This window comes from Bacterioplanoides sp., assembly GCF_965219715.1.
Classification (GTDB): Bacteria; Pseudomonadota; Gammaproteobacteria; order Pseudomonadales; family Oceanobacteraceae; genus Bacterioplanoides.
The window spans coordinates 2,388,364-2,413,588 of sequence record NZ_OZ244785.1; the positions used below are offsets into that span (position 1 = coordinate 2,388,364).

Annotated in this window: 21 protein-coding genes; 7 read left to right on the forward strand and 14 right to left on the reverse strand. The window is 49.0% G+C overall.

The genetic code is table 11. The features are described 5' to 3' along the window. Positions 1-21 precede the first annotated feature (21 nt). Genes ACOQOZ_RS11310 through ACOQOZ_RS11345 form a run of 8 tightly spaced genes read right to left on the reverse strand, consistent with a single transcriptional unit; the run spans position 22 to position 8,005 of the window. On the reverse strand, positions 22-1,476 hold the full coding sequence (locus ACOQOZ_RS11310; protein WP_420592381.1) for an SPOR domain-containing protein: 1,455 nt from the start codon (positions 1,474-1,476) through the stop codon (positions 22-24). 25 nt (positions 1,477-1,501) lie between these two features. Beyond that, positions 1,502-2,593, reverse strand: a complete 1,092-nt coding sequence (gene aroB, locus ACOQOZ_RS11315) for a 3-dehydroquinate synthase (protein ID WP_420592382.1) — start codon at positions 2,591-2,593, stop codon at positions 1,502-1,504. Between the two features lies 1 nt (position 2,594). Next, positions 2,595-3,104 (reverse strand): shikimate kinase AroK, encoded by a 510-nt coding sequence (aroK, locus tag ACOQOZ_RS11320; RefSeq protein WP_420592383.1) that lies wholly within the window; start codon positions 3,102-3,104, stop codon positions 2,595-2,597. A 3-nt stretch (positions 3,105-3,107) separates the two neighbouring features. After that, positions 3,108-5,207, reverse strand: coding sequence for a type IV pilus secretin PilQ (pilQ, locus tag ACOQOZ_RS11325; protein WP_420592384.1), 2,100 nt, complete (start codon positions 5,205-5,207; stop codon positions 3,108-3,110). 3 nt (positions 5,208-5,210) lie between these two features. Next, positions 5,211-5,738, reverse strand: a complete 528-nt coding sequence (locus ACOQOZ_RS11330; RefSeq protein ID WP_420592385.1) for a pilus assembly protein PilP — start codon at positions 5,736-5,738, stop codon at positions 5,211-5,213. A gap of 5 nt (positions 5,739-5,743) precedes the next feature. Then, the gene (locus ACOQOZ_RS11335; protein WP_420592386.1) at positions 5,744-6,382 is read right to left on the reverse strand and encodes a type 4a pilus biogenesis protein PilO; all 639 of its coding nucleotides are present in this window, start codon (positions 6,380-6,382) and stop codon (positions 5,744-5,746) included. 1 nt (position 6,383) lies between these two features. After that, positions 6,384-6,944, reverse strand: coding sequence for a PilN domain-containing protein (locus tag ACOQOZ_RS11340; RefSeq protein WP_420592387.1), 561 nt, complete (start codon positions 6,942-6,944; stop codon positions 6,384-6,386). Beyond that, a complete protein-coding gene (locus ACOQOZ_RS11345) occupies positions 6,944-8,005 on the reverse strand; it encodes a pilus assembly protein PilM (protein WP_420592414.1) in 1,062 nt (353 codons plus the stop codon). Before ACOQOZ_RS11345 ends, ACOQOZ_RS11340 begins: the two co-directional genes overlap by 1 nt. 211 nt (positions 8,006-8,216) lie before the next feature. Here ACOQOZ_RS11345 and ACOQOZ_RS11350 point away from each other — a divergent pair, with 211 nt between their 5' ends. Then, complete coding sequence (locus tag ACOQOZ_RS11350; protein WP_420592388.1) at positions 8,217-10,736, forward strand: penicillin-binding protein 1A; 2,520 nt, start codon at positions 8,217-8,219, stop codon at positions 10,734-10,736. A 39-nt stretch (positions 10,737-10,775) separates the two neighbouring features. Here the strand turns inward: ACOQOZ_RS11350 and ACOQOZ_RS11355 are convergent, their stop codons facing one another. Both ACOQOZ_RS11355 and ACOQOZ_RS11360 read right to left on the reverse strand, forming a co-directional pair. Then, entirely contained in the window at positions 10,776-11,915 is a 1,140-nt protein-coding gene (locus ACOQOZ_RS11355; protein ID WP_420588280.1) for a PilT/PilU family type 4a pilus ATPase, read from the reverse strand. A 109-nt stretch (positions 11,916-12,024) separates the two neighbouring features. Next, a complete protein-coding gene (locus ACOQOZ_RS11360) occupies positions 12,025-13,428 on the reverse strand; it encodes an FAD-binding oxidoreductase (RefSeq protein ID WP_420588281.1) in 1,404 nt (467 codons plus the stop codon). Positions 13,429-13,709: 281 nt separating this feature from the next. Between ACOQOZ_RS11360 and serA the strand changes: the two genes are divergently transcribed. Further along, complete coding sequence (gene serA, locus ACOQOZ_RS11365) at positions 13,710-14,939, forward strand: phosphoglycerate dehydrogenase (protein WP_420588282.1); 1,230 nt, start codon at positions 13,710-13,712, stop codon at positions 14,937-14,939. Between the two features lie 91 nt (positions 14,940-15,030). Here serA and ACOQOZ_RS11370 read toward each other — a convergent pair whose 3' ends face one another. From ACOQOZ_RS11370 to hisB, 4 genes are all read right to left on the reverse strand, one after another. Then, a complete protein-coding gene (locus tag ACOQOZ_RS11370) occupies positions 15,031-17,280 on the reverse strand; it encodes a TonB-dependent receptor plug domain-containing protein (protein ID WP_420588283.1) in 2,250 nt (749 codons plus the stop codon). Positions 17,281-17,549: 269 nt separating this feature from the next. Further along, positions 17,550-18,338 carry an imidazole glycerol phosphate synthase subunit HisF gene (gene hisF, locus ACOQOZ_RS11375; protein ID WP_420588284.1) on the reverse strand — a complete coding sequence of 263 codons (789 nt, stop codon included), beginning with the start codon at positions 18,336-18,338 and terminating at the stop codon, positions 17,550-17,552. A 240-nt stretch (positions 18,339-18,578) separates the two neighbouring features. Beyond that, positions 18,579-19,226, reverse strand: a complete 648-nt coding sequence (gene hisH, locus ACOQOZ_RS11380) for an imidazole glycerol phosphate synthase subunit HisH (RefSeq protein WP_420588285.1) — start codon at positions 19,224-19,226, stop codon at positions 18,579-18,581. A gap of 3 nt (positions 19,227-19,229) precedes the next feature. After that, positions 19,230-19,838 (reverse strand): imidazoleglycerol-phosphate dehydratase HisB, encoded by a 609-nt coding sequence (gene hisB, locus ACOQOZ_RS11385; protein ID WP_420588286.1) that lies wholly within the window; start codon positions 19,836-19,838, stop codon positions 19,230-19,232. 97 nt (positions 19,839-19,935) lie between these two features. On the opposite strand from hisB, the gene ACOQOZ_RS11390 reads away from it, so the two are divergent. From ACOQOZ_RS11390 to ACOQOZ_RS11410, 5 genes are all read left to right on the forward strand, one after another. Next, positions 19,936-20,337, forward strand: coding sequence for an acetyl-CoA sensor PanZ family protein (locus ACOQOZ_RS11390; RefSeq protein ID WP_420588287.1), 402 nt, complete (start codon positions 19,936-19,938; stop codon positions 20,335-20,337). Between the two features lie 123 nt (positions 20,338-20,460). Beyond that, positions 20,461-21,081 carry an MlaC/ttg2D family ABC transporter substrate-binding protein gene (locus tag ACOQOZ_RS11395; RefSeq protein ID WP_420588288.1) on the forward strand — a complete coding sequence of 207 codons (621 nt, stop codon included), beginning with the start codon at positions 20,461-20,463 and terminating at the stop codon, positions 21,079-21,081. Positions 21,082-21,352: 271 nt separating this feature from the next. Beyond that, positions 21,353-23,764, forward strand: a complete 2,412-nt coding sequence (locus ACOQOZ_RS11400; protein WP_420588289.1) for an EAL domain-containing protein — start codon at positions 21,353-21,355, stop codon at positions 23,762-23,764. 72 nt (positions 23,765-23,836) lie between these two features. Further along, entirely contained in the window at positions 23,837-24,883 is a 1,047-nt protein-coding gene (gene mutY, locus ACOQOZ_RS11405; protein ID WP_420588290.1) for an A/G-specific adenine glycosylase, read from the forward strand. Positions 24,884-24,895: 12 nt separating this feature from the next. Continuing rightward, positions 24,896-25,174 carry an oxidative damage protection protein gene (locus ACOQOZ_RS11410; protein ID WP_420588291.1) on the forward strand — a complete coding sequence of 93 codons (279 nt, stop codon included), beginning with the start codon at positions 24,896-24,898 and terminating at the stop codon, positions 25,172-25,174. The last annotated feature ends 51 nt before the right edge of the window (positions 25,175-25,225 follow it).

Below are 25,225 nucleotides of genomic sequence, written 5' to 3' on the forward strand. Positions count from 1 at the left end.
TCAGAGTTTGATCAGGTAGAACTACTTACGCTCTTTCAGTAGTTTTTGAACAGCCTGCACATCTTTTATCCAGGGTGTTTGACTGCGTAACTGGGCAGGCATCGCAGCAACCGCTTTTTTAGCAGCAGCACGATTCGGATAAATTCCGGCAACAACAACATGCCAGTCTTTGCCTTTGTGCCGGGATTTATACAGGAATAAATCAGATCCTGTCTTCCCACTCCAACGAGCGATGAAGCTTTCGGCACCGGCAATATTGTAAAAACCGGATAACTGAGCCACAAAACCGGAGGCATTCAGCAGTGCCTGCTCATTAGCAGAATACTCTACCGATTTACTTGCAGGTACTTGCGCTGCTAGCGACTCTTCCGCAGCACCAGAGTCAGACGGTTGTGGCTCTGCTGTCTCGGTGGCAATATCCTGAGACGGCTGATAATTAAAGTCTGGTTCATCCTCAACGACAACTTCAGCGATATTGGGATCTACTGCTGGCAGTGCGTTTTCCCTACTGGCGTCACCATCAATCACGGCAACCGCCGCATCAGAAACCACGACTTCCTCAGGGAAAACAAGCTCCGCTTCAGCTTCTGGCGATTCAAGAGTCGCCAGCAATGCTTCCTCCGGTGACAACTCAGGCTCCACATCACCCTGATAAAGAAATGACATCAGTAACGCTGCTGCAACACCACACACGGCAACAATATGTGTTAACGGAAAGCGAGTTTTAGTGTCGCCAGCCGCGACCTCTTGAGCCTGACCTGAGGCCAATAATAAATCCTCAAGCTCGCGTAAAAACAGCAGCGGCAGACCAGCAGAATTCTGAAATGCAAAACGGATCTGATCATCAGCAAGCGCATCCGCACCAAAGACCTGGGCAGACAAACGTTTCGCGGCATCTTCGGTGAGAGGCTCAGGCTTCACGACATGAACCGGTGCCAGAGTTGGTGATTCTCGTAGGTTATTCTCGAAACCACGTGTGCCAAACAAGGCAAACGATAACGCCTGAGGAGAGAGCAGCGCCAGGTGAGCAATATCATTCAGGGTTTCTGTATCGAGCTGCTCTGCCTGATCAATAACGACAAGAGTGGAACGACCATCAGAGTAACGTTGGTCAGCCGCTTGCTTTATGGCATCTTTGGCCTCGGCAAGGTTATCGGACAGCTGGGGAAGGTCCCAGTGAGCTGCAATTGAAGTGAGAATACTCATCTGACTTGTCATCAGATCGGCATTCAGGCTAAGCGTGTCTTCCGGGTCTTCACGCTGCGCTGACAATGCGGTTGCAAGTGTGGTTTTGCCAATACCAGCAGAGCCGGAGACAACGACCAATAGCTCACTGTAGGAAGCGAGATGGGATAATAACTCCAGTGTTTCCTGCTGCTCTGGTAATAACTGCACAACAGGCTGGGAAAAGTTTTGCCCTAAGGCTGAACCACTCAGGGTTACCTCATCCATCTCAAGATGCAGATCGGTTTCCATAACTTTCCCCAATAGCAAAGCTGACTCAGCAGCAGCCTAAGTTTTCTCCTGCAACCAGCGTTTCAGTTAACAGGCCTTTATCAATATCCGAAGTAATATAAGCCTCTCCGATACGCTTCAGCAATACCAGACGAATACTACCATCCAGTACTTTCTTATCCACCTGCATACGCGAGGTGTAATCTTCCACTGACATATCCTTTGGACCAACAACTGGCAAGCCGGCTTCAATGAGCAACTCCCTCAGAGCACGTACTTGTTCTGCGGAAATATCCCCCATGCGATAACCCAGGTCTGCGGCCATCAACATGCCGGTTCCAACGGCTTCGCCGTGCAACCAATTGCCATATCCTTGGTGAGCCTCAATCGCATGACCGAACGTATGTCCAAGATTGAGAATGGCCCGAATACCGGCTTCAGTTTCATCCTGAGCCACAACATCGGCTTTATCCTGACAGGACCGCTCGATCGCATACGCCAAGGCGTTACCATCTTTCGCCATCAAAGCAGCGGTATTTTGTTCAAGCCAGTTATAAAATTCGGAATCGCAAATCAGACCATATTTGATTACTTCTGCAATACCAGCTGATAACTCACGCTCAGGCAAGGTATTTAATGTGGCGGTATCGGCAATCACACACTGCGGCTGGTGAAATGCACCAATCATGTTTTTGCCCAACGGATGATTTACTGCGGTTTTTCCACCAACCGACGAATCAACCTGTGATAATAATGTAGTTGGCACCTGAATAAAGTTCACACCACGCTGATAAGACGCAGCGGCGAATCCCGTCATATCACCAATTACTCCACCACCCAGAGCGATTAACGTGGTAGTGCGATTGTGCTGTTTTTCCAGCAGTGCATCGTAAATACGATTCAGGATTTCAAGATTTTTGTACTCTTCACCGTCTGGCAGAATAACCTCATCAACCCTGAAGTTAGTTAACGCACTCTTAACCTTATCCAGATAAAGTGGCGCTACCGTTTCATTGGTAACGATGAGCACCTGGCTACCCTTGATATAAGGAGCATACAAAGACTCGTCAGCAATCAGATCAGTACCAATAAAAATCGGGTAGCTGCGCTCACCCAGGTCGACAGTCAATGTATTCATATTACTTCAGGCGTTTCTTCAGTTCATGGACAACCCATTTAGGGTTGCGTTGGTCGGTTTCGATGATGATATCAGCCACTTCGCGATATAAAGGATCCCGCACAGCAAACAGATCTCGCAGAATCTGCTCAGGGTTTTCCTGTTGTAATAGCGGCCGGTTCTTATCTTTAGCCGTGCGTGCCAGCTGCTGTTCAACCGAAGTACATAGATAAACCACCGTACCTCTGGCTGCCAGGTGCTGTCGGTTTACATCGCGCATTACAGCACCACCACCGGTTGCCAGCACGATTCCACCCATTTGAGTCAGTTCGTCGATAGCATGTTCTTCACGCTCTCGAAATCCTGCTTCCCCTTCCATATCAAAGATCCAGGGAATATTAGCGCCGCAGCGCTCTTCAATCACTTTATCGGAATCAAAGAATTCAGTATGTAGCTCAGAGGAAAGCAGACGGCCAATGGTGCTTTTACCAGCTCCCATTGGCCCTACAAGAAAGACAGAATGACGTTTCATAAATTAGCGGGCTGTCAGGCTATCCTTTACCAGGCGAGGCGTAATAAAGACTAACAACTCTGTTTTGGTATCACTGATATTGGTATTACGGAACAGCGCTCCAATTAACGGCAGGTCACCCAGGAATGGCGTTTTGGTGATGGTATTAACCTGCTCCGAACGAAAGATGCCGCCTAACACAACGGTTTCACCGTTATCCACAAGCACCTGAGTATCAACCTCATTCGTGTTGATTGCCGGGCCAGCCGGAGTATCACGACCAACGGAGTCCTGATTCACCACCAGATCCATAATAATGCGATCATCTGGAGTAATCTGAGGTGTCACTTCCAGCCTCAGAACGGCCTTACGGAATTCAATACTGGTTGCCCCACTTGAAGCTGCCTTCAGATAAGGTAATTCAGTACCAGATTCAATAGCTGCCGTCTGGCCATCGGCGGTAATAACACGAGGCTGAGAGACAATCTCTGCCTTACCGTCAGTCTCAATGGCTGACAACTCAAGATTTAACAAATAATCCGTCGTCTGGTAGCCAACTGCAAAAGAAGTGGCTGCCGCATTTGAAACACCCAGGTCAACAATATTGGCAGCGCCTAAATTAATACCATCAGAGCGCGATTCATCACCAAACAGAATCTGGGAGCTCTCAGCAATTGTCTGTTGACTACCACCAAAGGTCTGCAGATTTGAGCCATTATTTTTGAAACCAGCGCCGCCCCATTTAATGCCCATTTCCTCTCCAACGTTGGTTTGCGCAACCACGATACGGGCTTCAATCAATACCTGGCGAACCGGCACATCAAGAAGAGTAACTGCTTCACGAACACGCTCAAGATTCACAGCTGTATCCTTCATGAGCAGTGTATTAGTACGCTCATCGACCACAGCACTGCCACGAGCAGACATCAGACCTTCTTCGTCGTTCATCAACTTAGCCAGATCAACGGCCTTCGCATATTTCAGCTGTACGTATTCTGTTACCAGAGGTGCAAGCTCTTCAACTTGCTTAACAGCTTCCAGCTCAATCTTCTCACGCGCAGCAATTTCTTCAGCCGGAGCAATCAGCAATACAGACCCCATTTGACGCTTGCCTAAGGCCTTAGTCTTTAACACCAGATCAAGTGCCTGATCCCAAGGTACATTTTGCAGACGTAACGTAATGCTTCCCTGAACTGTGTCAGATGCCACCAGGTTCAGGCCGGTAAAATCTGCAATCAGCTGCAGTACTGCACGTACTTCAATATTCTGGAAGTTAAGAGACAGCTTTTCGCCAGTAAACGGGAATTTCTTTCTGCGCTCTTCGACTTCTTCTTCAGGCAGCTTAGAAACGTTAATCGATAGCAACTTATCGGTCTGGTAAGCCAGGTAATCAAAGTCATCCCCAAGAGGCTCGATGATCACACGGGCAGATCCGTCCTCTACTTTCGAGTCGATAAATTTCACTTCGGTTGCAAAGTCAGTCACATCAAGGCGACGACTTAAAGACTCAGGTAATTTAACGCCTTCCAGATCAGCAATAATCTTGCGACCTTCACGGCGAATATTGGCTGCGGCCTGATCACTGTTGAACATAATCTGAACCTGACCATCACCCAGCTCACCACGACGAAAATCGATATTAACAACCTGCATCACCGAAGAATCTGCTGCCAGGTTAACTGGAGTATTGACGTCTGGTGCAGGTTTGAATTTCTCATTCCCGCCTTCTGAACCACCAACCAGAACAACCAGTTTGCGATTATCAGCACTGGTCGAATAGTCAACCAGGCGAGTCATATTGATCACCAGGCGAGTACGGTCTTTAGTTGCCAACACCATCGCTGTACGTGCATTTCCGGAACCAATGACGTGCTTCTTACTTTTCAGAGCACTCTTAACACCCATCAGATCCAGAGATATACGGGCAGGCTTTTCGATGGTATAACCCTTCACGTCCTCAGGCGCAGGTCCGTCAAATTCCAGCTCGATTTCAGTAACATCACCAGGCAATGATGAGAAGCGAATATCATTTAACGTCAGAGCCATCACTGAGCTCGACAGGGAGCTGATCAGGACAAGCAGAAAAATCCGCATTTTTGAGATACCTTTATTTATATTCTTCATTGATCAGCCCTCTCCCAGTCCTTCAAGCGCCAATGTTCTCGGGCGCTCAAGCCAGCCACCCAACCCGTTTGGAACAATCTCAACGACACTGATGCGGGTGTCAGAAATAGAAACGACTTTACCGTGATTCTGGCCCATAAACTGGCCTTCACTGATACGCACGACACTGCTGTTGCCGTCTTTAACTAATGCCCACAGAGCACCATCACTACCCTGCATGGTACCCACCATCGACAATTCACCAAAATTGAATTGTTCCAGGTGCTCTTTAGGCCGATCGAAATCGGGAGTTACATCATCCGCCGTTTCGATTTTTATTTCAGTATCGACAATGACTGGCAATTCAAAAGGAGAGCGCAAACCTGCTGCACTGTAATTGAATGCCTCGTAAGGCTTAAACACCGGAATGGGTGTAATACGTCCACGAGGTTGACTCAACACATCATCAACAAACACTTTCAGATCCGATGTATCAGAGCTTGAGCTGCAACCCGCCATAAAAGCCGTGATCATGATCAGTAAAATTCTCATACTCATCACTCCTCATCACCGCTGTACTGATAGGTTTTAGCACGGATGGTCATTACCAACTCACCTGGCTTGTCGCTTTTTTTGATATTAAAGTCATGCAGGGTAACAATACGTGGCAAAGACGCGACGGCAGAAACAAAACCGCCCATCTCGTGGTAACCACCAGATACTTCAATATCAATAGGTAACTCGTTGTAGAACTCAGTCTTATTAATGCTACCAGGGTCGATTGCACTTAATGTCAGACCAGCACCCAGCGCTGCAGAACTGATATCATCAACTAACCCGGGAACTTCGGTATCGCGAGGCAATTGCTGCAACAGGGAGCCAAACGCTTCCTCCATTTCCAGCATCTGAGCTTTATATTCTTCGAGATTCGCGCCACGGAATGCTTTCTTCTCAAAATCCTGCTTCAGCGTTTGCTCTTTTTGCTCAGCTTGAGCCAAAGAGGTTCTCACCGAGTCAATCATCAGAAAATAACCGCCAACCAGCACTCCGATAAAACATAAAATCAGGAAAAATACTTTACCAGCCTGCGGCCAGGAGCCCATATTTTCCCAATCGATATTATTAAGATCATCAGGTTCAAAGTTTTTAACTTTTTCCAGCAGCTCCTGCCAATTCACATCTTTCAGATTTGCCATGTTACGGCGCCTCCTTATCTGCGTCAGCCTTCGGCTCGATACGTTTCATCGCTACTTCAAATTCGTTAACACCAGTATCGGTTGCTTTAACCCGCTTCAGTTCAGGTTCATCAAACCATTCTGAGCTGTCGAAATTTCGCATCAAGGCAGCAACCCGGTTGTTAGATTTGGCAAGACCTTCAATGGTGACCTGATCACCAACAATATTGAGTGTCGTGAGGAATAGATCATCCGGCATTGAACGAGCGACATCATCGAATACACGGACGATGACCGGACGGTTACCCTGGAGTTTCTGAATCACCTCCATGCGGTCAATCAACTCTTTTCGTGTGTCTTGCAGCTCGCGGATTTCAGCGATTTTCTCATCGAGTACCTGCGTCTCGCGAGTTACAAAGTTGTTGCGATAAGTCTGTGCCTGCAACGCACCGTCGTAGTAACTGGAAACCAGATAGGTCAGAGCTGCTGCGATAAATACCACAATACCAATCGCAACATAGAATTCCTGATTACGTTGCTCACGGAGTTCCTCACGCCACGGCAGTAAATTTATTTTTGCCATCAGTCAAAACTCCTCATTGCCAAACCACACGCAATCATCAGCGCCGGGGCATCATTAGCCAGCAGATTAGCATTCACCTTTTGTGACAACGTCATATTCACAAACGGGTTAGCGATGGCAGTTGCAATACCCAGATCCTCTTCGACATGTTCGGCAAGCTGAGTGATAGAAGAAGTACCGCCTGCCAGAACAATATAATCCACATCATTAAACTGGCTGGAAGAGTAAAAGAACTGCAGAGAACGACTGACCTGTTGTACTACAGCTTTACGGAAAGGCTCCAACACTTCACTTTCATAGTCATCCGGTAAGCCACCTTCCAGTTTAGATCGGGTTGCTTCTTCCTCCGTCAATCCATAACGACGCATAATATCTTCGGTTAGCTGGCGCCCACCAAATAATTGCTCACGGGTATAAATGGATTTTCCTTCATGCAGCACACTTAACGTCGTCATGGTTGCGCCGATATCGAGGACAGCGACCGTTTCCACATCATCGCTATCCAGCTGTGCACTTAACAATTCGAACGCTCGCTCGGTACAGAATGCTTCAACGTCAACAACGCCTGCTTCCAGATTTGCGTATTCAACCGCATCTTTACGACGTTCAACGGTTTCAGAACGACAGGCAGCCAACATAACATCAACCAGATCAACGCCCTGCTCAGATTCACCCTGAACTTCCCAATCCAGAGCAACCTCTTCAAGCGGGTAAGGAATATACTGATCAGCCTCAGCACGAATCTGCATATCCATTTCATCGTCATTGAGTTTGCCGCTCATCTGAACGGTTTTGGTGATTACTGCAGAACCCGCAACCGCAATCGCGGCACGTTTTGCTGATGAACGAGAGCGCCCCAGCGCTTTACGAATCGCTTCGCCAACCGCTTCATCATTGTTAATTGCCTGTTCGACAATGGCATTAGGAGGTAATGGCTCAGTCGCATAGGCTTCGACCTGATATCGGTCGTTATTGCGACTAAGCTCCAGTACTTTGACTGAAGTGGAACTGATATCCACCCCGATCAAAGCCTTGCTTTTCTTATTAAACAGGCTAGCCAGCACGACAAAATCCCCGCAATTTCGCGAACTTGCAGACGCAAGCTCACTCAGATCCTATAGAGTTGGAGTCATTATAAGCACAATCCTATTAAAAGGACAAAAAACCCTTATAATGCTCCAGCCCGCATAATAGCTGGCTTTTTCACGGATTTGGCTTTCAATTTCTATGCGTACGTCACACCCTGCACTAAAATTTTTATTTTGGCTTATTTTGTCCGGCATATCTGGTTCGGGCATCGTCATTTTAGGCGTCTATCTCTACCTGGCTCCGACCCTGCCCAACGCTGACCAGTTAAAAGATATTGACCTGCAGACGCCACTGCGGGTTTATTCGGAAGATGGCTTATTGATCAGCGAATTTGGCGAAAAACGCCGGGCACCTATTGCCTATGATGAAGTACCACAACAGTTTATTGATGCCTTACTGGCGTCAGAAGACGACGCTTACTTCCAGCATATTGGTGTCGACTTCAAAGGCCTGGCACGGGCAGTGGTTGAACTGATCAAGACTGGCCGGAAGAAGTCCGGCGGCTCGACCATCACCATGCAGGTTGCCAAAAATTACTATCTCAGCAGTGAAAAGACCTTCACCCGTAAATTCACTGAAATCCTGCTCGCCCTGAAAATCGAACAAGCACTAAGCAAAGAAGAAATTTTAGAGCTGTATATCAATAAGATTTACCTTGGTAAGCGTGCTTATGGAATCGAAGCAGCCGCGCAAGTGTATTACGGCAAATCCATCAATGAGCTGAACTTACCGCAACTGGCGATGATTGCTGGTCTCCCTCAGGCGCCGTCGGCCGCTAACCCGATCAACAACCCAAGACGTGCCCGTGATCGCCGCAACTACGTGCTTGCCCGCATGAGAACACTGGAAAAAATTACCCAGGAACAATTCACCTCTGCGGCGCGCGAACCCATTACCGCCAGCTACCACGGCCCGACATCAGAAATCAGCGCTCCTTATGTTGCGGAAATGGTTCGTCTGGAGATGGTAAAACAATACGGCTCCAGCGCTTACACCGCCGGTTACCGGGTTACCACAACCATCAATGCAACCCGTCAGCAGGCAGCAAACGACGCATTGCAACGTGGCGTACTGAAATACGATCGCGATCATGGCTGGCGTCAACTGCCGGAAGCAGTCAAATTACACACACCACAAATGCTTCAGCTCAAAAACGAAGAGCTGGTTATCTTTGAATGGATGCAACAAGCCGATAACTCTTTTGATATTGATTGGCCGGAAACACTGGAACAATGGCAAAACCAGCTGAAGAAACGCAGCAGCAACGGCATTATTGCTCCTGCTATTGTCACTGAAGTCACCAATAGTGACGCTTGGGTACTCACCGAAGATGGCGAGCAACGTCTGCCATTCTCAGGATTAGAATGGGCCAAAGCCTATAAAGATGTTAACACCATAGGCAACCCACTTAAGTCTGCCAAAGAGGTGCTACAACGAGGCCAGGAGATCTGGGTCGAGCGCAGCCGTTCTGGTTTGAAACTGGCACAGCAACCGAAAGTAGAGGGTTCTCTGGTCTCCCTGCGTCCGAAAGACGGCGCCATTCAGGCATTAGTCGGCGGCTTCTCAGCGGGCAGCAACGAATTTAACCGCGCAATTCAGGCAGACCGTCAACCAGGCTCAGCATTTAAACCATTCGTTTACAGCTCGGCACTGAATTATGGTTTTACTCCGGCCAGCATCATTAATGATGCTCCCGTTGTCTTTGAAGATGCCAGTCTGGAAAACACCTGGCGCCCACAGAACCACAGTGGCAAATTCTACGGTCCAACGCGATTGCGCGAAGCACTGTATAAATCCCAGAACCTGGTATCGATTCGGATTCTGAAACAGGTTGGTCCCCGTAAGGCAGTCAGATACATTGCCCCGTTTGGCTTCCCGAAAAACAAACTGAATCAGGATTTATCGCTTGCTTTGGGAGCATCCGCGGTGACACCTCTGGAGCTGGCAACCGGCTACGCGGCGCTTGCTAACGGCGGCTTTGCAGTCAAACCTTACCTGATCAGCCGGATTGAAGATGATAACGGCAATACTTTATTTGAAGCCGACCCCGTCATTGCTTGCCGGGAATGTCTGGATGCCGAAGCTAAAGAAGCCAGCCAGCAGCTCTCTGAAGAGTCTGAACTTGAACGCCAGCTGCAGGCATCTCTCGGACTAAACCTTGGCGACGATACGACACAAGATGAGCAGCCAGAAAACCTTGCTCCGGAGGTGATGGACGCAAGAACCCATTACCTGATGGTCAGCATGCTTCAGGATGTGGTACGTCGCGGTACCGGTAAGCGCGCACTGGCGTTAAAACGCAATGATCTGGCAGGGAAAACCGGCACCACCAACGACCAGAAGGATGCCTGGTTCTCAGGTTTCAGTCGCGATCTGGTAACCACCGTTTGGGTTGGCTTCGATCAGCCTAAAACAATGGGCCGTTGGGCCTATGGCAGCAATACCGCCCTGCCAATCTGGGTTGATTATATGAAGACCGCATTAAAAGGAGTGCCTGAGCGGCCATTTAATCAGCCGGAAGGTGTGGTCAGCGTGCGTATTGATGCCGAGACAGGCCTGTTAGCCGCACCGGGACAAAACAACACCTTATTTGAATATTTCCGTGAAGAGAATGTGCCGAAGCAACCGGTAAAAGCGGCTCCGGAAATCGATGAGTTTGGCGCAGAAGACGATGAAGAAATCACACCGGAGCAGATGTTCTGATCCGGTTAGGGCTCAACTCTGATTAATACCGAGGAAGTGTTACTCCGGTAACTCTTCCTCTTCCTCCTCTGCGTCGTTTTCCAGCTCCAGCACCATGCCTCCGGCACTGTTAGCCGGCTTACTCTCACCATCCAGCTTAATGCGCAGACGCAGATTGTTCTCGGAGTCGGCATTACGTAACGCTTCTTCCATCGAAATCCGATCGGCCTGTTGTAACTTAAATAAAGCCGCATCAAATGTCTGCATCCCCAGATTCTCTGACTTGGCCATAATTTCTTTGATACCCGCGGTATCGCCTTTCAGAATCATCTCAGCAATGGTTTTATTGCCCAACAGCACTTCAACCGCAGCCACTCGTTTATTATCGATGGTTGGTACCAGCCGTTGAGACACAATCGCCTGTAAATTCAGACCCAGATCCTGACGTAATTGCGGACGACGCTCTTCCGGGAAGAAGTTCATGATGCGGTCCAGCGCCTGGTTAGCACTGTTCGCATGTAGCGTGGAAATCGCCAAATGGCCGGTTTCAGCAAACGCCAGCGCATGCTCCATGGTTTCACGATCGCGAATTTCACCAATCAGAATCACATCCGGGGCCTGACGCAGGGTGTTCTTCAATGCCGCATGGAAGGATTTGGTATCCGTGCCGACTTCGCGCTGATTCACAATCGACTTTTTGTGCGGGTGAACGTACTCAACCGGGTCTTCAATCGTGATGATATGACCCGCAGAGTTGCTGTTACGGTAATCAATCAGCGACGCCAGCGACGTCGATTTACCAGAACCGGTACCACCAACAAACAGAATCAGGCCACGCTTGGCCATGATCACCTTTTTCAGAATCTCAGGCAGACCAAGATCTTCAAACTTAGGGATCTCAGCGACGATATTACGAGCCACCACAGAGACTTCATGACGTTGACGGAAGATATTCAAACGGAAACGACCGCCGGGAATACTGATTGCCAAGTTTAATTCGTGCTCTTCTTCGAACTCGTGCTTTTGCTCGGCATCGAGTACTTCGTACACCATGTTTTCAACCTGACCCGGCTTCAACGCATCTTTGGTCAAAGGCTTAAGAGTACCCTGAAACTTAGCACTGGGAGCGGCGCCGGTGCTCAGGTATAAATCCGAACCACCGTGTTTTGCGAGAACCTGCAATAATTTTGTGATTGTCATTGAGAAAAGGTTTCCTGATTTTTATGACATCCGTTTCTTTATTTTTATTTATTTTAGGACATAAAAAAGGCCACTAATTCTCATTAATGGCCTTACATTACGTTACTTGTTATACATCCAGTAACTTACCTGGATTCATCACATTATTTGGATCAAATGCCAGCTTAACCGCTTTCATATAAGCCATCTCAGCGGCAGAGCGGGTGTATTCCAGATATGGCTTTTTGGTCATGCCAACACCGTGTTCAGCGGATACCGAACCTTGGTATTTTTCGACAATTTCAAATACCCATGTCGATACCTTGGCGCATTTTTCGAAGAACTCTTCTTTTGCCAGACCTTCCGGCTTCAGAATATTCAGATGCAGATTGCCGTCGCCGATATGACCGAACCAGATAATCTCAAAGTCCGGGTATTCGCGGGTAACCACTTCGTCGATATCACGCAGGAATGGTGGCACTTTAGAAACCACAACCGAAATATCGTTTTTGTACGGTGTCCATTCAGAAATGGTTTCTGAAATATCTTCTCGCAGGCGCCACAGGTTTGCTGCCTGGGTCTCCGACTGACTAATCACGCCATCAACTACCCAACCCTGCTCAACACACTGCTCAAACATGGTCATCGCCTGATCCATATCGGCATCCGTCAGAGATTCGAATTCGATCAGAGCATAGAAGTCGGTGCTGGTCTCAAACGGAGCAGGAACATCACCACGCGCCAGAACCTTCTGCATGGCTTTATCGGAGAAGAATTCAAACGCCGTCAGATCCATACTCGACTGGAACTGGCTTAACACGTTCATCACGTTATCCAGCTCAGGAATACCCAGCACCAATACGGTCAGATTCTTTGGCTGACGGGTCAGACGCATCGTCGCTTCGGTCACAAAACCCAAAGTACCTTCACCACCAATAAACAGCTGACGCATATCATAGCCAGTGTTGTTCTTCATCAGGTCTTTGTTCAGCTCAAGGACGTCGCCTTTACCGGTAACGACCGTCAGGCCAGCGACCCAATCACGGGTCATGCCCCACTTGATCACCTTGATGCCACCCGCATTGGTGGAGATATTACCGCCAATCTGGCTGGAACCTGCTGATGCAAAGTCCACCGGGTAAAACAGGTCATTGTCTCCAGCGAAGGTCTGCAGCTGTTCGGTGATCACTCCAGCGCCACACTTAACCGTACGGTCGGTGGCATTAAAATCACTGATCTGATTCATATAGTCGAAAGCCACTACGATCTCACCATTCGCTGCCACAGCACCGGCACTTAAACCGGTACGACCACCAGACGGCACCAGCGCCAGCTGATGTTCATTGGCCAGCTTAACTACCTGCTGCACCTGCTCCGTGGTTTTCGGGAACACAATCGCGGTTGGTTTTGGCGGATAAATCTTGGTCCAGTCCTTACCAAAGGTTTCCAGCGAATCGGCGTCGGTGCGCACTTTGTCATCACCAACGATGGCAGATAATTGTTCTATCAGGGCTTCCTGGGTCAGAGTGGTCATGATTTCGTCCAGCTAAATGAATCAAATTCACCTCAAATTGAAGAATCTTCGCGACTATTTCGCCGACAACAACGACTTTGAGGCTCACTTTATGAGCAGCGTATGCTAGCATACGCGCCTTATTTTTCAGAGTGATTTCAACTCTGAAGCCCGAAGCAGAGCTGACCAGTTAGACAACTTTCACTAACTGCTTCCGGCCGCTGGTGTGACGTCGTTACCCGAATTTCCACACCAGGCAAACGACTGAATTCGTTTATCACTGACTGTAAATAGGTACCACCATGACTCAAACGTCTCTCGACAAAAGCAAGATCAAGCTTCTCTTGTTAGAAGGTGTTCACCAGTCCGCGTTAGATACTCTGAACGCCGCCGGTTACACCAATATCGAGTACCTGAAAACCTCGCTGCCGGACGATGAACTGAAAGAGCGCATCAAAGACGCCCACTTCATCGGTATTCGTTCCCGCACCCAGCTGACCGAAGAAATCTTCGCGGCTGCTGAGAAGCTGATTGCGGTTGGCTGTTTCTGCATTGGCACCAACCAGGTTGACCTGAAAGCTGCGACCAAGCGTGGTATCGCAGTATTTAACGCACCGTATTCCAACACTCGTTCTGTTGCTGAACTGTCTATTGCTGAAATCATTATGCTGATGCGTGGTGTACCGGCGAAGAACGCCGAATGTCACCGCGGTGGCTGGAGCAAGTCTGCGGTTAACTCTTACGAAATCCGTGGCAAAAAACTGGGTATCGTCGGTTACGGCAGCATTGGTACTCAGCTGTCGGTAATGGCAGAAAGCCTGGGGATGGAAGTCTACTTCTACGACGTAGTGACCAAGCTGCCGATTGGTAACGCCACTCAGGTTGGTTCTCTGAACGAGCTGCTGAACATCGCTGACGTGGTTTCCCTGCACGTACCGGAAACCGCTGCGACTAAGTGGATGATGGGCCCGGAACAGTTCGAACAAATGAAGCAAGGTTCTATCCTGCTGAACGCTTCACGCGGTACCGTAGTTGATATCGATGCGCTGGCCGAAGCTGTTCGCAGCAAAAAACTACTGGGCGCTGCCATCGACGTATTCCCGGTTGAGCCTCGCTCTAACGACGAAGAGTTCGTTACGCCACTGCGTGAATTCGATAACGTTATCCTGACTCCGCATGTTGGTGGTTCCACCATGGAAGCTCAGGAAAACATCGGTAAAGAAGTGGGTGAGAAGCTGGCTCAATACAGCGATAACGGCACCACAACTTCTTCTGTGAACTTCCCTGAAGTGGCTCTGCCATCTAACCCGGACGTTCACCGTATCCTGCACATCCACAACAACGTGCCTGGCGTAATGAATGCCATCAACAGCATTTTCGCTGAAAACAACATCAACATCTCAGGTCAGTACCTGCAGACCGTTGAAGAAGTTGGCTACGTGGTAATTGATGTTGCTGCAGACGCTTCCGAACTGGCACTGGAAAAAATCAAAACGGTTGAAGGTACTATCCGCGCCCGCGTTCTGTACTAATCGATTCACTGATTTTCAGCCAATAAAAAAGCCGCGTGTTGTGAAATACAACACGCGGCTTTTTTTATTTATCACTGCCCGCGAATGCCTCTTACCAGCTTAAGCGATATTCACCCCAGACCAGCCATTTCGGATCACGCTCAGTTCTCAGATTCTCTGACAACAAGTCATATTCAGAGGTAACCGACCAATCGCCCCAGGCCGTTTTCCACCCCAGGCGCGCCAATAAAACCTGATTGCGTAGCCGGAAACGAGGGTCTTTTCTTGCGCCAGAATCCTCATCCACCATAAAACCAAAACTGGACTCTATTACATCGCCACTGCGGCTCCAGATAAACCGTACACTTTGATCGGCACCGATATACAACTCTTTGAGATTATCCGCCTTACGTCGCTGGTTTAATAATGTCAGCCACAGCGAATGGCCGTTAACTGGCTGCCATTGCAACTGAGCTTCAACACCCTGGTTTTCCATATTGCCGGCGTTACGTAAATCGGTATTTGCCAGCGATGCCTGGCTGCCAATTAAACGTTTCAGCTGCTCACGAAAGATTTTAATATCCCACTGCAAACGATAACGACTGAGACTGGCGAAATAGCCAAACTCCCAGGCATCCACTTCTTCATTCTTCAGAGTATCGCGCCAGCCATCGGCACTGGCTCGCAAAAATAGCCGCCCATTACGAATATTCAGATAATTGGGTTGGGAAATATCATGCACGGCTGACGTAGCATCCAGATAACGTTCAGCCAGGTCCGGAGAACGATGGCTTTTAGCATACTGCAACCGCACACTCTGCTCGGTCGACAATAAATAATTCAGAGCCAGTCGGGGCGAATAAGACGAACCATTGTCTTTATCATGGGTGTATTGCAACGATGCCGACCACAACCAGTCAGGCCCACTGCGATATTCACTGTTAATAAATGCCATCCACTGTTCAGAGCTGAGACGACGACCAAAATAGGTTTCTGAATTAACTTCATCGCGACGGTAACTGACACCCTGCACCGAACGCCAGTTTTCGCTCCAGCGCACAGTGTCCTGAAGTTCGATATCGGTACGCTGTTGATAAATATCCAGATCGCCAGTGCCACAACTGACTTCCGTTAATGCATTACCCGCCACCATCCGCGCAACCATTTGTTGCGCACGATCAAACTGACTCTGAGTAATGGCATCAATCTTATTGCCACCAGCCGTTTCTATCGCACTTTGCAGCGTAACAGGGGTCAGCTGGCCCGCAGCAAGCAGCTGATATATCTGTGTAATCTGCTGTTTTCGCGCTGCAGGTACCTGGTCATCTGATAAAGGTAAAATGCCATAGGCCAGCCCTTCAGCCAGACCGCGATTTTCGCGATGTAATAGACTCAGCTGAGGATCAAAACCAAATGTTGGCGTACATGCGCGAAAACTTTCTTCACGGTCATCACTCTGCCAATAGGCCTGTAAACGCACCTGATGTTCTGCAGATGCATTAAAATCCCAGCGCCCCCAGGCAACATCATTGGTATTAACAATACGTGGCGACGTGACCTGATAATTAGAGTCGGCTAATGATTCACGCTGCGTTTGCTGCCGACTTAATTGCCAGGAAAATTCATGGCGATCATCAACATCCAATGACGATGACCAGTTAATGCCTTTTACCTGACTTAAGTCCGGTAAGCCGCCAACTCTGCCAGAGTTAGCATGAAATCCACCAAATTCCCCTTCACGATCGGCAAACACCGACACCCGATTATGCCATTGCGGTCGACCATTAAATGCCACCGACGCATACCCATGACGCCGTTGCTGACTGCCGTATGCTGCAACCACAGCCACATCAGGGCTATCAGCGGGGTGACGGGTAATAATATGAATTACCCCCTGAAATGCATTTAATCCGTAGCTGGCCGCACTGGGTCCACGGGTGATTTCGATACGCTCAATATCTTCCAAAGCGATATTAAGTTGTTGCCAATCAACGGTGGCAAATGCAGCCTGATAAACCGAGCGACCGTCGACCAGAACTTCTAAGCGACGGGCAAGAGAGGAAGCCCCGGAGTGATAAACAACGTTCGAAGAATTGGTATCCAGGCTTTTCGATACAAACATGCCAGGCACCATACGCAGCACAGCAGCAATGTCTTTCATTCCCCAAAGACGAATTTGCTCAGCAGTAATCACGGTGACACTGGCCGGCACTTCAACCTGAGGCTGCTGCAAACGCACGGGGGTCAGCACCTGAGGAACATCAGGCTCAAATTCATCAAAGCCCAATTCAGATGCCTGAACGGAAATTGTCCCTAACAAAACCAAAGAGGTTATTAAACAGCCGGACGCCAAGTTATCCATAATCCCTATCCAACAAATCAATAGAGCAATTACACAGCAACGACAGGGAAAAGCAAGACGAATTCACTGCATCAGCCGGTTAAATTCCGGCAAAGCAATCACTGTTCATTTTGCTGTCGTGATTTTCCATGATTAGCGGTATTGCAGCCGAATTTTACGGCTGAATAGCTGGCCGAAAATTACATATATTCAGGGGCCAGAAGATACTTGCCATCAGCAGATACAAAAAAGCCCCGTACAAACGGGGCCTTTTTTATACTGTAACATTCTCAATCGAGACGCATCTCAATTCCGGCATCTGCCATATGCTGTTTGGCTTCCTGCACGGTATATTCGCCAAAGTGGAAAATACTCGCTGCCAATACCGCATCAGCATGCCCCAGGGTAACGCCTTCAGCCAGGTGTTCTAAATTACCAACACCACCGGAAGCAATTACCGGGATATTCACTGCATCGCTGATGGCACGGGTTACACCCAGATCAAAACCGGTTTTTACGCCGTCACGATCCATGCTGGTTAACAGGATTTCACCAGCGCCGTAATCAGCCATTTTAATCGCCCACTCAACTGCATCGATGCCAGTTGGTTTACGGCCACCATGGGTAAAGATTTCCCATCTATTTTCCGGGTCACCCAGCTCGCCAGAACCGGCAACACGTTTAGCATCAATCGCAACAACAATGCACTGAGCACCGAATTTTTCCGATGCTTCGCGAACAAACTCAGGGTTATAAACCGCAGCCGAGTTGATCGACACTTTATCGGCGCCAGCATTTAACATACGACGAATATCGTCGACTTCGCGAATGCCACCACCAACCGTCAGTGGAATAAATACGTGCTCAGCAATGGCTTCAACCATCTGCACTGTCGTGCCACGATCTTCATGGGTCGCGGTAATATCTAAAAAGGTAATTTCGTCAGCGCCTTGTTCGTCGTAACGTTTGGCGACTTCAACCGGATCACCGGCATCACGAATGCCAACAAAGTTAACGCCTTTGACAACGCGCCCCTGATCAACATCCAGACATGGAATAATACGTTTAGCTAGTGCCATCTTTTTAATTCCAGCATGCAAATACCAAAATCGATAAAGTCACCCAGAGCGCCGTAAATACATCCCTGTAGGCTCGTAGATAACATCCTGTTATCTGTCGTCTGTGTTGACTTCATCGCTTTCGCTATCTGCTGTTGTAGATCATTTTAAGCAACCGTCTGCTGCAGGACGCAGCAGCCGAGCGTACAGGGACGTGTTAACCGCGTGTTGCGTAAATGATGTATTACAGCAGATTGATAATTACGCCTGACCGTCCCAGTTCAGGAAATTCTTTAATAACTGCAAACCATTTTTATGGCTTTTTTCCGGGTGGAATTGCACAGCAAACACATTATCCTGACCAAGTGCCGCATCAAACGGCTTACCATAAAAACCACGGCCTTTAACCTGATCTTTATTTTTGGCATCCACGTAATAAGAATGCACAAAATAAAAACGGCTGCCGTCAGCAATATCAGTCCACAGTGGGTGGTCCAGCGTTTCAACCTGATTCCAGCCCATATGAGGGACTTTCAGACGCTCACCGTTTTCAGTCAGGTCATCACCGAAGTATTTCACTTCACCTTCAAACAGATTCAGGCAATCAACACCGCCGTTTTCTTCGGAGTGAGTCATCATCGCCTGCAGGCCAACACAGATTCCTAACAGCGGTTTGCTTTTCATCACCTCAGCGACAATCTGATCGATACCCTGGGCTTTAATTTCACCAACGCAGTCACGGATTGCACCAACACCCGGTAATACAACATGGTCTGCCGCCAGAATTTCTTCCGGCTTAGAGGTCACCAACACCTGAGTTTCAGGCGCAACTTTTTGTAACGCACCATGAGCGGAGTGCAGATTGCCCATGCCATAATCGATAACGGCACATACTTTACTCGCAGCCATGAGTTACAGCGTTCCCTTAGTCGAAGGCATTACACCCGCCATACGAGGATCCTGCTCAACCGCCATACGTAATGCACGACCAAACGCTTTAAAAATGGTCTCAGCCTGGTGATGCGCATTAAAGCCTTTGAGGTTATCGATGTGCAGGCTGACTTTAGAGTGATTCACAAAACCGTAGAAAAACTCCCAGAACAGCTGAGTATCAAAACGACCAATATTGCCGCGGGTAAATTCCACCTTCATATCCAGGTGTGGGCGGCCAGAGAAGTCGATCACCACGCGTGACAAAGCTTCGTCCAATGGCACATAAGAGTGGCCATAACGGACGATGCCTTTTTTATCACCGATGGCTTCAGCGAATGCCTGACCGAGAGTAATACCTATATCTTCTACTGTGTGGTGATCATCAATATGGGTATCGCCGTCGCAATAGATGTCGAGATCAATCAGACCATGTCGGGCAATCTGATCCATCATGTGTTCCAGAAAAGGCACACCGGTATCAAACTTGGCTTTGCCAGTACCATCCAGATTGATACTGACGCGGATTTTCGTCTCCAGCGTATTACGCTCGACGGTCGCACTGCGCCCAGAACTTGCAGTCGTGGCCATGAACTCAACTCTCGCAAAATTTTGAAAAACGCATTATAAAGCAGCCAGATAAAAAACTCCTGCTTTTAGATAAGTCGTCAGATCAGAGGTAACCGTTATGCCAGTGCGTTTAGAACACATCCACCAGCCAACCGATGCAGACTGGCAGGACATTGGCAAAATCCATCAGGAAACCGCTGAATCTGGTCTGACAGACAGCCCTGAGCAACTGGCTGAACGATTAGCCAACAACAGCTGGATTCTGGCAGGCCGTTTTAATGACAGAATTATAGGTTTAATCATCGCCAGCGAAACTGAACAAGGCATTCAGCTAGAACAGGCTGCTGTACGAAAAATAACCCAGCGTCGTGGAGTGATTCACCAGCTGTTACACCACACCCAAAAGTGGGCCAAAGAACAGGGAAAAACCCTTATAATTCAATCACTTCCTGAAGAATTACAGGCCCCTGCAAGCCGCCGTAGATTCGACCAAAAAGACAACATTTGGAAACATAATTAGTTAACACTTCCTTAACATGTTCCATTCATGGAACAATTAATTAACCATATCCTGTCTATTCATTAGCCAGATTCCCGACCATACTTTCCACCAGTTACATAATCACTGGTGGAGAGCGTCGTAATGAAAATCGCTATACAGTCTCTGGTTTCGTTTTTTATCTTTCTGGCACTGCTGACCGCAGGCAGTGCGAATGCATCACAACCCAATGAAGTGGTCGAAACCGCAACACTGGGAGTGATCAGCGAGCTGAAGAAACTCAACAAAGAAGATCGTACCGACGAGCAGATTCGTCGTCTGGTGATGACATACATCGTTCCGGCTATCGATCAGAAGAAGATTGCCAAAGGTGCATTGGGCAAACACTGGCGCCGTGCCAGCAAAGAACAGCGCGCTGCTTTTATCGACAGCTTCCGTGATTTGCAGATCCGTACCTACACCGGTGCTTTTAAAGCGTTCAACGGCGAGAAGTTCACCTTTGAAGACGCGAAATTCAACAGCCGCGGCGATCGCGCACTGGTTAAAGGTAACCTGATTCAGAACAACGGCAGTACAGTGCCAATCGACTTCCGCCTGTACCGCAACAAAAAGACTCAGCAATGGCAGATTTACGACGCCATCGTCGCTGGCCTGGGTATGGTGAAAACTTACCGTCAGCAGCTGAGTGAACGCTTACAGAGTGTATCCATTGCAGAACTGCTGAAAGAACTGCAACAGTCTGAAATTCAGCAGGCTCAGCGCTAACCGCTTCTCTCCAATCCCCGTTTTATAAGACGGTCTTAGCAGCTTCGGCAACGAAGCTGCTTTTTTTTGCCCCAACGATTGCCAGAACTCTGCGCCTGCCCGATACTCGACCTTCAGGAATTAACCTCTGACATTGCCTGTTTAGTATATTCAACTAACGTTAAACTAATCATTCATTGATGCAGACGGGTTGAAACGCATTCGGGGACAGGTGCAGGGAGCGCTTTAGCACCCATGATGCACGACACCATGGATATGAGTTGTAGGTTACATGCAGGCACTTCAGACACAGTCACTCAGACGTAAGCTGGTTATCATTTCGTTGATAACAACCGGCCTGACCCTGCTGTTATCCAATCTGGCATATATGTCATTAGAGTATTACCTCAGCCGCCAGGATACTCAGGACAAACTGTCCGTGCTTGGTGAAGTGATTGCCAATCGCGCCACCACCGCACTGACCTTCAACGATTTTGATCTGCTGAAAACCAATCTCGACACCCTCAAAGCTGATAGTAACGTCGTGCGTGGCTGTATCTACGACGAACATCAGAAGCTTGCAGCGCAATACATCAGTAATACCGAAATAAACAGCTGCCCGACGATTCTTGCTCAGCTACAAGCGGCCAAGAACAATAATTTCAGCCAGTACTTTATTATCCGCCTTGATCAACAACATATCGGCACCCTGTATATCGAAAACAGTCGTGACGACTTATTACAGCGCTTTAACCAGTTTCTGGTCTTTTCCATACTGATTCTTGCGGTGGCCGTCGTGCTCGCCGTGTTCCTGGCAAACCAGCTGCAGGACGTCGTGGTAAGGCCAATGCGGGAGCTCAGCAACACGTTGCAGAGCATTATGAATAACAAGGACTATTCGATTCGTGCAGCCAAAGAAAATAATGATGAACTGGGTGATCTGGTTGACCTGTTTAATGGCTTGCTCGGCACCATCGAAGAAGAAAACAGCTCGCTGAAAACCAGTGAAGAACGCTTCCGTAAATTAACCGCATTATCCCCGGTGGGTATCTTTCAGGTTGATACCAGTCAAAAGCTGCAATACGTCAACCAGCGCTGGCGTGACATTCATGGCCTGCTGAAAGACGATCCAACGCTGCAGGAATGGTTCGAGTTAGTACACCCGGCTGATCTGGTGCTGGTGCAACAAGCCTGGAACCGACTGGTTTGTGAACAGGAAAGTATTGCGCTGGAACTGCGCCTCGCAACCCGTGAAGGCGGCCACACCTGGATTCATCTGTTAGCTGGTGCTTTGCATGACCGGAATGGCGAGCTATTGGGATATCTGGGAGCGATCTCTGATATCTCCGAGCTGAAAGCCGCACAGATTCAGATGGAGAACCTGGCGTTCTACGATCCGCTTACAGGGCTGGCAAACCGTCGCCTGTTCAAAAATCGCCTGGAGAAGGCAGTAAAAAGTGTGATGCGTTCCGGCAGTTCGATGGCACTGATGTTCCTCGATATGGACCAGTTCAAACGCATTAACGATACCTTAGGCCACGATGCCGGCGATATTCTGCTGAAAGAAGTCGCTTCCCGGCTGAACGCCACGGTGCGTGAAAACGACACCGTTTCCCGTATTGGCGGCGATGAATTCACCATCCTGCTGACCGATGTGCACCAGACCGCAGACGTGTTGATTGTCGCGGAAAAACTGCTGCACTCGCTGGCGAAGCCGATCCGTATCAAAGGCCAGGACATTGTCACCACCGTCAGTATTGGTATCACCATGACGCCGGAAGATTCCAGCGACGTAAATACCCTGATGAAGAACGCCGACCTGGCGATGTACCGCGCCAAAGAACTCGGCCGTAACAACTTCCAGTTCTTCTCTGAAGATATGAACCACTCCATCCTCGAACATCTGGCGATGGAAAAAGAATTAAAAGACGCGATTCAGCGCGACCAGTTCACACTGATGTTTCAGCCCAAAGTCAGCCTGTTTGATTACGGCGTAACCGGTGTCGAAACCCTGATTCGCTGGGAGCACCCGGAAAAAGGCATGGTTACTCCGGACCGGTTTATTCCGGTTGCTGAAGAAACCGGCCAGATTCTGGCAATCGGCAGCTGGGTGCTGGAACAAAGCTGTCGCCAGATCAGCTCTCTGATACGCACAGGAGTCTTACCGGAAACTGCTAAAGTCGCGGTTAACCTGTCAGCGAAACAGTTTGCCGATCCGGATCTGGTGAAGCAGATTCGTAATGTGATTGAAGTCAGCCAGATTCCGGCTCAGTGTCTGGAGCTGGAAATCACCGAAAGCACCCTGATGGATGACGTTGAAAGCGCCATTCACACCATGCAGGAAATCAAAAAGACCGGCGTTTCAATTGCCATTGATGATTTTGGTACCGGATATTCATCACTGGCTTATATCAAGCGTTTCCCAATCGACGTACTGAAAGTCGACCGTTCTTTTGTGATGGATATTCCCAAAGACCAGAACGATATGGCAATCACAGCAGCGGTTATCGCCATGGCTCACAAGCTCAGCCTGGAAGTTGTTGCCGAAGGTGTCGAAACCCAGGAGCAGCTGCACTTCCTGCGTCGCAATAACTGTGACGAAGGCCAGGGATACCTCTTCAGCCGACCACTCTCCCTCGGTCAACTGCATCAGTTTCTGCAGGAAAACGAACGCCAGCGCCAGGCAAATCACTACGAAATCTGACCATCACGGCTATTAGTCCGAGCGCCACACTCAGGTATACTGCGGCGCATAAAAACCAGTGATAAAAAGCAGATGAGTGAGCAGTTCCAATTCAGCGACGTGGTACTTGCCTGGTACCACAAACATGGCCGAAAGCACTTGCCATGGCAGCAAGACATCACCCCCTATCGGGTCTGGGTGTCAGAAATTATGCTGCAGCAAACCCAGGTCGCCACAGTAATCCCCTACTTCGAACGATTTATGCAACGCTTTCCGGATGTTTTCAGCCTGGCGAAGGCCGAGCAGGACGAAGTGCTGCATCTCTGGACTGGCCTGGGTTATTACGCCCGAGGCCGTAATCTGCATGCCTGCGCCCAGAAAGTGGTGGAACAATACAGCGGCGAGTTCCCGCAATCCGTTGATCAGCTCTCGGAGCTGCCCGGAATCGGCCGTTCTACCGCTGGCGCCATTGCCTCAATCAGTATGGGAATCCGCGCCCCGATTCTGGATGGTAACGTCAAACGCGTATTAACCCGCTTTTATGCCGTAGAAGGCTGGCCTGGCACCACAGCCGTACAAAAGCAGCTGTGGCAGGTTGCTGAGCAGCTGACACCTGCCCACAGCCATCGTGAGTACACTCAGACCATGATGGACCTGGGCGCCACTCTGTGCACCCGCAGTAAGCCAGCCTGCGGAATCTGCCCGCTACAACCGCAGTGCGAAGGCTACAAAACCGGCAAGCCAACTCAGTTCCCGAATTCCAAGCCGAAAAAAGAAAAGCCGGAAAAGCACACCATTCTGCTCATGATTGAAAACCCGGACGGTGAGCTGTATCTGCAGCAACGACCACAAACCGGTATCTGGGGCGGCTTATGGAGCTTCCCGGAAGTCAGCAGCGAAGCCGAGGCCCACACCTGGCTGAAACAGCATCTGGGGAGTGAAGCACAAGCTGTATGGCTGGATAACTTCCGTCATACCTTCAGCCACTACCATTTGCATATTCAGCCGCTGAAATTTTCATTGCCAACCCGCCAACAGCAAATAGGTGAACACAGCAGCCACTGGTACAATCCCGCTAACCCCAGCGAACTGGGCCTGGCTGCACCGGTTAAAAAGCTGCTGCACCTGAGCGACATCTGACGAGGACACCCTATGAGCCGCACCGTATTCTGCCAAAAGTACCAACAGGAAATGGAAGGACTGGATAACATTCCGTTTCCGGGCCCGAAAGGTGAAGACGTATTTAACAACACCTCGAAACAGGCATGGAACGAATGGACCGAGCACCAGACCCGCCTGATTAACGAAAAACATCTCAACATGATGGACATGCAGGCACGCAAATACATCACCGAACAACGCGACAAATTCCTCAGTGGCGAGGAGTTTGATCAGGCTGAAGGCTATGTGCCTGAAAATAAAGACAAATAAAGTGAAAACAAGTGTTGACAGCTGATCCGGCAAAGGGTTTAATACGCGCCA